Genomic DNA, 12,623 nt, shown 5'->3' with positions numbered 1-12,623 from the left:
TATCGAGAGGACTGAACACTCATCCTAAGATTTGGTTTCTTGGGTCTGTGCATCGATAATTACACTCCAGTCATCATTTGTCACAGCAGCTTCAAGTTGACGCTGACGTTCGGCTATACTCGCATCTATTGTTTCTGATTCTTTAGAGAGGCTTGTGTCAGCCATTGCTTTCCGCAGTTTTAACTTTTTCTCCTCATAAGCTTGACGTTCCGCCTCGGACATTACCGCCTTTGCAGCTTCACCTACTGTACTAGCCCACATTTCGCAATCTGTTGCATTACCAGGTGGTGTGGTTTCGAGTTCTGCTATCCACGCATCTCGCAAGTCTTCCATATCTTGACGCTTGGGAAACTTGAATGCTTGCACGCGCACAAAAGCACACTTTTCTTGACCATTTTGGGTGACATGACTATTTAAGGAAAGCAACACATTCCGAGAATAGCCAATGTACTGCACGCGGCGTTCTGCATCTAATACTGAGTAAACACCGGCAATTTTAGCGTTCTGAGCAGATGCACTCCAAGTCTCAAGTCCAATAATTTCAGTACCATTGTTTGCCATCTCAGGGGTTATACTCACCTCAATGGCAGTATGTTCGTCATCGGAACTATACAAAAATTCATGTAGCCCACGGTGGTTTATGGGGACATTTTGATGTTCAATTGGCGAGTTGTGCTGGGTTTCCATCGTAGTTGATCTCTGAGTTATTAATTAGCGACGCAAGCAAATATATGCCTTTAGAATATTGAAGCTTAAATCTACTCACATCCCCAAATTCTTGCTGACAAAGCGAAAACAACTATTAGACCTTATATGAATCAATTAACACCTAAAAATTGGATATTCATCAAACAGCGACTTACCCCTTATTTATTTTTACTACCCGCCTTGGTTCTTTTGGGGTTAACAGTCTTTTTGCCAGCGCTGCAAGCGTTTTACCTCAGCTTTACTAGCTATGAAGATATCGCCCAGCCGCCACAATGGATAGGTTTAGCCAACTTTCTTAAACTTTGGAAGGATGCAGTTTTTTGGAAAACCTTAGAAAACACTTTTTTATATCTTGTGGGCGTAGTCCCAATTTTGGTAATTGCTCCCTTATTGCTGGCAATTTTGGTAAATCAGAAACTGCGGGGGATGAATTGGTTTAGAGCAGCCTACTACACCCCAGTAGTAATTTCAATGGTGGTTGCAGGAATAGCTTGGAAATGGCTGTATGCAGAAAACGGATTACTGAATCAGTTCTTAAAAGCTTTGGGGCTTTTTCCAGAAGGTATTCCTTGGCTAACTAGCCCAGCAAAAATTTTTGGCATTATACCAATTTCTCTTGCCAGCGTTATGGCTGTCACCGTGTGGAAGGGACTAGGCTACTATATGGTGATTTATTTAGCGGGGTTGCAATCAATTCCTGCTGATGTATACGAAGCTGCTACGATCGATGGTTCCGATGGTATCAGCAAACATTGGGATATTACCATACCTTTGATGAAGCCATATTTAGCATTAGTAGCGGTGATTTCAGCTATTTCTGCAACCAAAGTTTTTGAAGAAGTATACATTATGACCCAAGGGGGCCCACTCAGTAGCTCAAAAACGATTGTTTATTACCTATATGAGCAAGCTTTTAGTAACTTAGAAATCAGCTATGCTTGCACAATTGGTTTAGTGCTATTTTTGATAATTTTAGGGTTATCAATTTTGCGATTAGTCATCAATCAAGAGGGTGGAGATAATATCACAATCTGAATATTTACTTAATTTCAGAAATATTGAAATTGATACAAAAATTTACATTTTTTGTTGTCAGTGCTTGACTACAAGCATTGTGCAGCAACCAATTACGAAAGGTTGACAGCTTGAATTACCTTTACTGGGTATGCAATTCATTTAGAGAAAGATAGTAGTAGAGAAATACTAATTTTGTATGTATGTGCGGAATCTTAGTAATTCCAGCATAAATATTATAGTGGCGAAAAATAAAGTGACATAATATACTTGTTGAATTGCCATCTGAACAGTCTATTAAACGCACATAACGACGCGCATCAAGACTAATTGAGATTTTCTACCAAATTGAGGATAAAGAGTGCGAAATCCATACTGGATTTGACTTGAGTAAAATACTTGTTTAGAGCGCGATGGGCTACACCCTAATACCGTTCAGTTAAGGAATTTTTTGGTTAAGGCAGGCAGGAGCAGGGGGAGAAGAAAAGCTGTTCTTGAGAGAAGAATTACTGAACAATAACCTCTTTCCTGCCCTGCTTCCGCTGCTTATCCAAACCGTATTGGACTACACCCCACCATAGGCGATCGCAATTTACTACGAAAAAGTAAGGGTTACAAAAACATTTCAATTAGTCAGCGAACCGGCAAAAGGAAACTTGACAACTATTTAAAAAATTTAGTTTATACCATAAGACCAAATATAAGAACGAAGGTTATAAATTTTAAGAAATTACTAATTATAGGCTATATTCAATTTTTACCTGATTAAAAATACTTTTAATATCAAAAGTTTGTCTAAGTAAGTTACTCTTTTTTGGGACAGAGGAGCTAAGAGAATGTACGGTCTAGTTAACAAAGCAATTCAAGATATGATTTGCAAATACCACGGTGAGGATACTTGGGAAACCATTAAACAAAAGGCTGCACTTGAAGATATTGACTTTTTTATTGGTATGGATGGTTATCCTGACGATGTTACCTACTGCTTAGTTGAAGCCGCTTGTGAGGTATTGAGTATGCCTGCACACGAAATTCTGAAAGCCTTTGGAGAATACTGGCTTACTTATACTGCCGAAGAAGGCTATGGAGAGCTTTTAGCCAGCGCTGGAAATTCCTTACCCCAGTTTATAGACAATCTTGACAACCTTCATGCTCGGGTGGGTTTGAGTTTTTCGGAACTTCGTCCCCCATCTTTTGAGTGTGAACATAAAAGTGATAAATCTATGGATCTCCACTACCAATCGACTCGGCAAGGATTATCTCCAATGGTGATTGGTCTACTCCACGGCTTGGCAAAACGCTTTGATACCAAGGTGGATGTTACCCAAATTAGTTTTTGTGAACAGGGAGATCCTCACGATATATTCTCTATTAAATATAAAGATTCTCAGTCTGATGACAAATAATAATGCTATGGGGTCAAAGCAATTCAGTCTTAGTGCTGACCAATTTGCAGCATTGTTTCCCTTCCATCTGGTCATAGATCGAGAGATGAACATTGTCCAGGCGGGTGAAGTGCTTCAGCGCATTTTAGAACCTATTACCATCCTCAATAGTTCCTTAGAAGAACATTTCCGCATCAATCGCCCCAACTGTCCAGTTAGTTTTGAAGCCATTTGTCAACAGACGCGATCGCTCTTTCTCCTGCAATCCCACCACAAAGATATGCAGCTAAAGGGACAGATAGTGTATGTAGAGGACGACAATCATGTGGTATTTCTTGGCTCTCCCTGGATTACTGATATTACCGCTCTAAAAAAGCTAGAACTAAGCATTGATGATTTTCCTCTATATGATTCAGTTTCAGATTATCTGTTTCTCTTACAAGCTAAGAATTCAGCTTTAGCAGATGCCAAAAAACTAACCGCGAAACTCACAGAACAACGGGTAGAATTAAGAACTACGGCTTCTCGACTGACAAAGCTGATTGAAAGTTTACAGGTTGGTATTTTGCTAGAAGATGAGAACCGACACGTTGTTCTAGCAAATCAAGAATTCTGCAATCTATTTAGTATTAACCTTGCTCCAGAAGTTTTACATGGATTGGATTGTCGAGAAGCATCCCAAATGAGTAAACAACTTTTTGTTGAGCCAGAACGATTTATCCAGCGCTTAGATGAGATATTGAGCCAAGGACAAATAGTTCTCAATCAGGAGTGGCAACTTCAAGATGGGCGAATCTTTGAACAAGACTATGTACCGATTGTGGTCGATCAGAAATTTTACGGTCATTTGTGGAAATATCGTGACATTACCCTCAGAAAAAAATCAGAAAATGCCCTGAGATCGAGTGAAGAGCAGTTGAAATTGGCGCTGGATGCAGTAGACGAAGGGCTTTGGGACTGGAATTTAGTAACTGGAGAAGTTTATCGTAGCCCACGCTGGTACACAATGCTGGGTTATGACCCAGAGGAACTGGAAGACAATATTAAAATTACTAATCAGTTGATCCATCCAGAAGACCGACGGTTAATGCAACAACGGCTGATAGCTCACCTCAGGGGTAAAACACCTTTCTATGAGGTGCAAGCACGCTTTCTAACGAAATCAGGAAAATGGAAGTGGATTTTGGATCGTGGTAAGTTGGTAAACCGTGATTCCCAAGGAAAATTTTTGAGAATAGTCGGGACTCATTTAGATATTACCGAACGCAAAAAGGCAGAAGAAGCTTTACAGGAGCAGTACCAACGCGCTCTTCTTCTCAAACAAATTACTGAAGAAATTCGTCAGTCCTTGCAACTAGAAAAAATTCTCCAGACAACAGTAACGGAAGTTCAGCGTCTTTTGCAGGCCGATCGCGTTCTAATTTTCCAAATTAAATCTGATGGTTCTGGTGAAATTGTTCAGGAAGCAGTAGTCCCGGAATGGTCAGTAATTTTAAACAAGGATATCTGTGATGTTTGTCTTCAGGATCGATACTTAGATTTGTATCGTGACGGACAGATTACAACCATTTCAGATTTAGGACTAACAGGATTTAAACCCTGCCAAACGGAGCAGTGTCAAGTGAAAGCTAATCTGATCGTACCAATTTTGGTGCGGAAAGATTTGTGGGGATTATTAATTCTCCATCAGCACAATCGCCCCAGGCAATGGACTGATTTAGAAATGGATCTCCTCAAGCACCTAGCAGATCAAATGGGTATTGCCCTCACCCAAGCACAATTGCTGGTTAAAGAAACCCGTCAAGCCGATTTGCTAGCACAACAAAATGAAGAGCTTAACCTTGCCAAGCAAGCAGCCGAGGCTGCCAATATGGCTAAGAGTAATTTCCTCGCCACCATGAGCCATGAAATTCGTACTCCGATGAATGCGGTCATCGGCATGACTGGATTACTTTTAGATACTCCTCTTAAACCAGAGCAACTCGATTATGTAGAGACTATCCGTAACAGTGGCGATGCCTTATTGACTATTATCAATGATATTCTCGACTTTTCTAAGATTGAGTCTGGCAATTTAGAGTTAGAAGAACAACCTTTTGACTTGCAAGTTTGTGTGGAAGAAGCCCTAGATTTGCTCGCTCCGCAAGCAGCTTTGAAAAGCATCGAACTGATGTATGAATTACAACCACATACACCAACTCTGATCATTGGTGATATTACCCGCTTGCGCCAGATTCTCTGGAATTTAGTGAGCAATGCTGTTAAGTTCACCAATGTTGGAGAAGTCGTTGTCACAATCACTGTACAGCAGCAAGTTCTCAAGCCGGAAGCCACAACTGCCGATCACGTATATTACGAATTTCTGTTTGCAGTCAGCGATACAGGTATTGGTATACCTAGCGATCGCCTAGATAGACTGTTTAAGCCCTTTAGCCAGATCGATGCCTCAATGACTCGGCGTTATGGCGGTACTGGCTTAGGATTAGCGATCAGCAAGCGTCTGAGCGAAATTATGGGGGGGAGAATGTGGGTCGAAAGTGAAACTGTTGGTTCTACCTTCTATTTCACACTAATGCTACAAGTCGATCCTTCTACCATTGATAATTCTTTGAGTATTTATCCAGAGCTTGTCGGTAAAAGATTACTCTTGGCAGTAGATAATGTCAGTTTGAGAAAATGCTTAACCTGGAAACTTGAGAGTTGGGGAATAAATGTCCAACCTATAGAATTGAGTGCTGTTGTCCCGTGCTTAATACAACGATATCCCTTTGACCTAATTATATTGGATATCGATAGCCCCCATCTGAATATCCTCGATCTGACGGCTCAAATCCGGGCTATACCAAAACGGCAAGATTTACCTTTGGTGATGTTGAGTTTTAAAGGCAAGCAAACTTTGGAGGTAAGGCAGGTAGCCTCTGAGTTTACTGCCTTTTTGCATAAACCTGTGCGACAGTACCAGTTACACAATACACTCTTAGAAATTGTGCGTGGTAGTTGGTCTACCCAACGAGTTGATTCTAAAATTAGCATTGCTTCTTATTCCCGCTTGCCTACAGCAAATCTCCCAACAATTGATGTCCAGCTTGCCCAAACTTTGCCACTCAAGATTCTCTTAGTTGAGGATGTGTTGGTAAACCAGAAAATTGCTCTCAAGATGCTGCAACGGTTGGGTTTTCGGGCGGATGTGGCTAATAATGGGTGTGAAGCTCTAGAAGCCTTGCAACGGCAACGCTACGATATTGTGTTTATGGACATCCAAATGCCGGAAATGGATGGCTGGGAAACAACTATTCGGATTCGTCAAGAATTCTCTCCTGATGCTCAACCCTGGATAACTGCCATGACTGCTCATGCTCGCCTGGAAGATCGTCAGGAGTGCTTAAGGGTAGGGATGGATGATTATATTAGTAAGCCGATTCGCATTGAAGCGCTCGAAGCGGTTCTGAAAAAGTTTGATATTCAGCAATGTCAAGATTCAGAGTCTCCCGATCTGATTGATTTATCTGAGTCTGCATTACTCTCTAAATCCTCAAATCCCTATCTACAAGAGGCAATTGACCAACGTCTTCTGCAAGAACTACAAAACATAGGAGGCAACGATGGTGAGCAGCTAGTTGCTGAACTGATCCAAATTTACTTAGAAGATACTCCTATTAGAATACAGACAATTAAAGAGGCTATTGCTGCTGAAGACCGAGCAAAGTTGCAAAAAGCTGCTCATGCTCTGCGATCGCCCAGTGTTAGTATTGGTGCTGTTAAGCTGGGCAATATCTGTGAAACCCTAGAAAATGCTGCTATAACTCAACCATTGGATCAAATCTCTGGGCTGATTAATCATCTAGAGAGTGAATATAAAAATGTTATTACGGCTCTTCAAAGCCTTTATTCTTCTTAAAGTTGGGTTTATGCAGCAAGTACGAAATGTAGGGACAATACCCTTCGGTTACTCTGTTGGAGAACTCGTAGAGTAGACGCTTTCTAGTTACATCAATTGCCCCTACGGGAAATCAAGTTGGGTTAACAGACCATTAATCTCTATAAAATATGGCTCAAATATCTAATTCCCAAGTAAAAATTTTAGTAATTGATGATGATCGCATTATCCAACTAGTTTTAAAACAGACTCTTCAAGCTCAGGGATATGAAGTAATTCTTGCATCAAGTGGGGCACAAGGATTAGAACAAGCTTATAAGTACCATCCGGCGATGATCATTTCTGATTGGCAAATGGATGAAATGGATGGCTTAGAGGTATGCCGCAAAATTAAATCTGAACCATCTCTATCAACAACATTTTTTATCCTGCTAACCTCACGGAAGGCTGTGGAAGATCGAGTTGAAGGTTTAGATACAGGTGCAGATGATTTCTTGAGCAAACCTATTGAGGTTAATGAGTTAAAAGCACGGGTGCGAGCGGGATTAAGATTATATCAGATGAATCAAGAACTTCAAAAATTAGCTCAAGATTTACAGATTCAAAAACACCTTTTAGAAACAGAGCTAAATGAAGCTGCGGATTATGTAAAATCTATTCTTCCCAAACCAATATCAGGATTAGTTACAATCAATTCCCGGTTCTTACCCTGCCACCAATTGGGTGGTGATTGTTTTGATTACTATTGGCTAGATGAAGATAATTTAGTAATTTACCTGCTTGATGTCTCCGGTCATGGATTGGCCGCGGCTCTACCTTCAATTTCAATACATAATCTATTGCGATCACAATCTCTCCCCCAAGCTAGTCTCTATAATCCATCTGAAGTTTTCCAAAGCTTAAATAATGTATTTAAAATGGAGCAACAAAATTATCAGTACTTTACTATCTGGTATGGAGTTTTTAACCGAAAATCTTCCCAGCTAACTTACGCTAGTGCTGGACATCCTCCCGCTTTATTATTGTCGCTTGCAACTGACTCTGAGTTACAGGTAAAACAATTAATTACCCGCAGCTTACCCATTGGGGTATATGCCACAAACGAATATTATAATGAGATATGTGATATTGAAGCTGGTAGCAAGCTGTATGTTTTTAGTGATGGAGTTTTTGAAGTTGAAAAGTCTGATGGTAGTCTGTGGGATTTAAACAGCTTTATCAATTTACTGACTGGATGTAATCAGTCATCTCAAACTGATTTAGACTCTATTTTAGAGAAAATCAAAAATGTCACAGGCAGCAAAATTTTTACCGATGACTGCTCCTTACTAGAAATTAGCTTTGGCATTGAGTAACTTTATTGATGAATGATTCTTGATCTGGAAAAACTTCAAATATTTTTATTGTATTACTAATATCTAAAATCATTGTAATCTGCTCATTGATTGAACAAATTACCAGTCTACTTTGTTTTTCTTGTACTACTCTTAATGTTAAAAGTAGAGTACCAAATCCAGAACTATCCATAAACTTAATAGATTGAAAATCAATCAAAAAGGTTTGAATACCTGATTCAATCAATTTGCTTATTTCTTCATTAATTTGTCTACCTTTTCTTCCATCAAAAATTCCACAGGGTTGAATAACTTTTACTTGATGATTCATGATCTTTGTTAAAAATCCTATTGCTGAGATAAGTAAATAAAGAATTGGGTACATGAAAAGATGTAAACTTTCAAGAAGTTATACCCCATATTCATGAGTAAAATTACTACTTAGTAAGTTATCTTTTTCTTAAGTAATAAGCAGTTTCTCTCGCCTGCTTTACGAGTATAACTAACATTCCAACCGTAGTCTTTTCTAAGCTTCAATAGAAAAATACAGCCCCAATGGGCTTCATGAGCCAAAGGGTTGAAATTACAATTGCTCGTTTTTTGATTGAGCTTATCTAATTCTGCTTCCAAATCGAAAATAGCACCTTGATCCCAGATAGAAATCTGAAAATATTCAGAGAAAATTGTCGCTGTTAACTGAATAGGTGTTTCTGGATTCAGTTGGCTATGAGCATGACGAACTACATTTGTAAAACCCTCAATCAATGCAGTTTGACCTTCTATCCACACTTGATAAGGTAGTTGTGGACAGTTGAATTGATCAAACCATTCTACTACTGTTGCCATTGCATCTAAATCGCTGGCAATATGCAGCGTAGAATTATAGCTCAATGAATCTGTTTGCAGTGACATTTAGACTGCCCCTGAATTTTTATTGAAAACAACAATAATTGTTTTTAACATTAACTTTAGATCATAAAGTAAACTCCAGTTCTTTTGATAACGTAAATCTAGTTCGATTACATCCTCAAAGTTACGGATTTTTGAGCGACCATTTACTTGCCATTCGCCACTTAGTCCTGGTCTGACATCCAGTCTTTGCCAATTTGCAACTTCATATTGTTCCATTTCATTTGGAGTTGGTGGACGAGTACCAATCAAACTCATATCTCCTGTAAGAATATTCCAAAATTGCGGAAATTCATCTAAGCTGGTTTTACGCAAAAAGCGCCCAACACGGGTAATTCGTGGGTCATTATCATTTTTAAAGAAAGCGCCAGAAGCTTTGTTAGGAATAGTGGCTTTGAGTGCTTCAGCATTTGTCACCATTGAACGAAACTTCCAAATGCGAAACCTTCGCCCCATCCAGCCACAGCGAGTTTGACTAAACAGTATAGGCCCAGGAGTATCAAGTTTGATTGCGATCGCAATCGGTACAAAGAGTACGCCAGTAACAGCCAAGCCAGCGATCGCCCCGACAACATCAATGGCCCGTTTCATCGGCGATCGCACCGATGGATGGGTTAAAGGTGGACGCTGTTCAAGTTTGCGAGTTGCTGTAGGGGCTATTGCCTCGGTATTGAGTTGGATATTAAATATTTTCTCTAAACCTACTAAGGCAAAAGCTAATTTCAATTGCGGATGGACACTCCAAAAGATGATTTGAATGTTTTTTGCCTGTGCAGATTTATGGTTACTAATCAATGACCCAACACCACTGCTATCGATAATCGTGGTTTGTCCACAATCGAAGATAATTTCTTTCAAACTAGGGTCTTCTATCCATTGTTGAAAATTCTCTCGGAAAGAAACAGCCTCAATTACAGTTAATCGTGGTGGTAACTGCACTAACAATTTTCCATTTATCCGAGTAATGACTAGAGAAATTTTAGTTTTGGCATTATGACTTGTCATTTGGATATACCTAGTGATAATTCTTCAAGAGTTGGATCAAAACGGGATTTTAGACTTTGGCAAAGAGCGATCGCTGAAGCATGGGAAACATCTGCAAGCGAGACTTTTCTAGGGTCATTAATAAATCGCACCAAATCAGCAGGCGACCAAGCAATAGGAACATTTATCTGTGATAGTGCTAAAGCAAGTTCTACTTGATGATCGTCAACGTGTTCTTGATATCTTTGGCTACGAGACACCAAAATATAAGGTTTATCTAGAGAATCCAGCAGTAATAAAGTCCCTTCTCCGCAATGTGCAATGACAATTCGCGCTTGATGAATCAACTCCTGAAATTTCTCTTCTTTGAGGAAACGATAAACTCTAGCGCCAGCAGGCAAAATTGTCGAGTTACCATACTGCACAATTATTTCTTCTTGAATTAATTCAGTTTCTAGCAATACCTCAATCCAAGACATGAGGCGATTAAAGGAATATTGTTCTGTACCAACTGTGACTAAAATCATAAACTTTCTTGGGGAATGATCAGTTCGGCTTTTGGATAATGGGCTTGCAGTTGCGGCCACTGCACATATAAAACACTCAAAAAAGGCAACACTAACTTTGCAGATAAACTCAAAGTATGAATCCGAGTCACCGATTCTAGAAATGCTGTTTGACTACCGAAGATTTTCCCCATAATTAAAAATGGAACAGCAACACCAGCACCCGTAGATAAAATTAGCTGTGGCCGGGTTTTACGGATTACCTGAAAAGCTAAAAGCAAATTTTTAAATAAATTGGGAAGATTTCGATTTGTGGGACTATGGGCCCAATAAACCATTTCTCCAGTTAAAGCAGCTTCTGTCGTAGCAGTCCGAAAAGTGACCCAAACTCGTTCATGATTTTCCCAAAAAGGATGCAATTGTTGGAGTCCTTTAAAATGCCCGCCAGAGGAGCAAACCAGTAAAACTTTCATAGATAATTTCCTTTACATTGATTGGTTGGCTATTTGTTCTTGTTGGATACGTCGTTTTTGACTTGTCCCGGTTATTTGCATTATCAGTTTCTCTAACTTTTGGTATGCAAATTGCGGCAGAACCCACAGCAGATATGCCGCGATGAAAGAGATGAAAGTGCGATGAGGTTCTTCTAAAAAAATCCGCCAATAGGTTTTTACAGCTTTGTGCAATAGGCTAACGGCAATTTCTGGCGATCGCCCTCTTGTCGCCCGACGAGCTAAATATCGTAGTTGATAGGCTCTAGCCTTATTGCCCCATAGTTCCACAAACTCAGGATTATAGACTTGGGTTTTCACCAGAATCCGCTCCCAAGATTCATACTGTTTGAGAATATTCGCCGATAAACCTCCCATATTGACGCGATAGAGGGTGAGGGCTTCGGGTATGCCTGCTATTTTCCAATTAGTTTGCAGAGCAATCCGCAGCCAACACTCAATATCTTCAGATTGACGAAAGCTGTCATCAAAGTAAAAATCTTCTACTTCCCCATAAAGATTGTCTTGAAACTTGATAGCTTGCAAAACAGCCCGACGAATCACCACCGATGAACCATTACTGATGGGATTGCGACAGAACAAATATTCTGGTGTAATGTCCGTCAATTTGGGCATCTGATAAATTCCTAGAGGCTTACCTTGGTCATCAATCAGACTAGAACGAGAAAAACTCACCCCGACTTCTGGCGATCGCTCAAAATGCTGCAAATGTTTTTCTAACTTCTCCGGTAGCCAAAGGTCATCGCCATCAACAAAGGCTAAATATTCACCTACCGCGTGGCGAATTCCCGTATTTCTCGCCCCCGCTAATCCTCGATTCCTCTGGTGGACAATCTTAATTCGAGAATCATGGAATTGCTTGCAGATATCAATACTTTTATCTATAGAACCATCATCAACAATGATAATTTCAAAGTCATGATATGTTTGCGCGACAACAGATTGCAGCGTTTTGGCAACAGAGTCTTCAGAATTGTAAACAGGAATAATTATAGACAGATTCATAATTCGTAGTTCGTAATACTTCGACTTCGCTCAGTACAAGTTCGTAATTCGTAATTCGTAATAGTTCAGTTAAGCATTTCTTTCTTCTCTCTGTGCCCTTTGCGTCTCTGTGGTTCGTAAAAAAAATTGAATTTGACCAAGAGTTTTAGCCTTAACTGAACCGTATTGCCCTATAGTTAAGCATTTATTCCTTCGCGTACTTTGCGTACTTTGCGGTTCGTTAAAAAAATCCTCTCAATCACCAACGCCCCAAATACCGCCACCAAAGTGAATAAAGTACGCTGCGGCTGGTGAAAAAACAACCGCCAATCTCAATACTGCTCGGTTAAGGGAAAATAGATAGTGGAATAAATCATAATTTGTTCGCGTGTGGCTTACGAGAACAAAAA

General features: G+C 39.9%; 11 protein-coding genes. 4 read left to right on the top strand and 7 right to left on the bottom strand.

What is annotated here, in order from left to right; all coding sequences use genetic code 11:
• Positions 1 to 24: 24 nt before the first annotated feature.
• On the bottom strand, positions 25 to 687 hold the full coding sequence (locus tag GNF10_RS10290; protein WP_185584015.1) for a GIY-YIG nuclease family protein: 663 nt from the start codon (positions 685 to 687) through the stop codon (positions 25 to 27).
• A 126-nt stretch (positions 688 to 813) separates the two neighbouring features.
• Here GNF10_RS10290 and GNF10_RS10285 point away from each other — a divergent pair, with 126 nt between their 5' ends.
• The 4 genes from GNF10_RS10285 to GNF10_RS10270 all read left to right on the top strand — a co-directional run bounded on the left by GNF10_RS10285 (position 814) and on the right by GNF10_RS10270 (position 8,339).
• Positions 814 to 1,743, top strand: a complete 930-nt coding sequence (locus GNF10_RS10285; RefSeq protein WP_185592159.1) for a carbohydrate ABC transporter permease — start codon at positions 814 to 816, stop codon at positions 1,741 to 1,743.
• An 815-nt stretch (positions 1,744 to 2,558) separates the two neighbouring features.
• Positions 2,559 to 3,128, top strand: a complete 570-nt coding sequence (locus tag GNF10_RS10280) for a heme NO-binding domain-containing protein (protein WP_185580360.1) — start codon at positions 2,559 to 2,561, stop codon at positions 3,126 to 3,128.
• Complete coding sequence (locus GNF10_RS10275; RefSeq protein WP_185580359.1) at positions 3,118 to 7,005, top strand: response regulator; 3,888 nt, start codon at positions 3,118 to 3,120, stop codon at positions 7,003 to 7,005. The genes GNF10_RS10280 and GNF10_RS10275 overlap by 11 nt, the downstream gene beginning before the upstream one ends.
• Positions 7,006 to 7,154: 149 nt before the next feature.
• Positions 7,155 to 8,339, top strand: coding sequence for a PP2C family protein-serine/threonine phosphatase (locus GNF10_RS10270; RefSeq protein WP_185580358.1), 1,185 nt, complete (start codon positions 7,155 to 7,157; stop codon positions 8,337 to 8,339).
• Here the strand turns inward: GNF10_RS10270 and GNF10_RS10265 are convergent.
• The 6 genes from GNF10_RS10265 to GNF10_RS10240 all read right to left on the bottom strand — a co-directional run bounded on the left by GNF10_RS10265 (position 8,320) and on the right by GNF10_RS10240 (position 12,234).
• Positions 8,320 to 8,649, bottom strand: coding sequence for an STAS domain-containing protein (locus GNF10_RS10265; RefSeq protein WP_185580357.1), 330 nt, complete (start codon positions 8,647 to 8,649; stop codon positions 8,320 to 8,322). The two genes, GNF10_RS10270 and GNF10_RS10265, sit on opposite strands and share 20 nt — an antisense overlap.
• A gap of 110 nt (positions 8,650 to 8,759) precedes the next feature.
• On the bottom strand, positions 8,760 to 9,230 hold the full coding sequence (locus GNF10_RS10260; RefSeq protein ID WP_185580356.1) for an anti-sigma regulatory factor: 471 nt from the start codon (positions 9,228 to 9,230) through the stop codon (positions 8,760 to 8,762).
• Positions 9,231 to 10,232 (bottom strand): sugar transferase, encoded by a 1,002-nt coding sequence (locus GNF10_RS10255; RefSeq protein ID WP_185580355.1) that lies wholly within the window; start codon positions 10,230 to 10,232, stop codon positions 9,231 to 9,233.
• Positions 10,229 to 10,738, bottom strand: a complete 510-nt coding sequence (locus GNF10_RS10250) for a glycosyltransferase (RefSeq protein ID WP_185580354.1) — start codon at positions 10,736 to 10,738, stop codon at positions 10,229 to 10,231. The genes GNF10_RS10255 and GNF10_RS10250 overlap by 4 nt, the downstream gene beginning before the upstream one ends.
• Entirely contained in the window at positions 10,735 to 11,190 is a 456-nt protein-coding gene (gene pssD, locus GNF10_RS10245) for a PssD/Cps14F family polysaccharide biosynthesis glycosyltransferase (RefSeq protein ID WP_185580353.1), read from the bottom strand. Before pssD ends, GNF10_RS10250 begins: the two co-directional genes overlap by 4 nt.
• Before the next feature lie 12 nt (positions 11,191 to 11,202).
• Positions 11,203 to 12,234, bottom strand: a complete 1,032-nt coding sequence (locus GNF10_RS10240; protein WP_185580352.1) for a glycosyltransferase family 2 protein — start codon at positions 12,232 to 12,234, stop codon at positions 11,203 to 11,205.
• Positions 12,235 to 12,623: the final 389 nt, after the last annotated feature.

It is taken from the genome of Nostoc sp. UCD121, assembly GCF_014222285.1.
Taxonomy (GTDB): Bacteria; Cyanobacteriota; Cyanobacteriia; order Cyanobacteriales; family Nostocaceae; genus Nostoc.
This window is presented reverse-complemented; position numbering and strand designations above follow the sequence as displayed.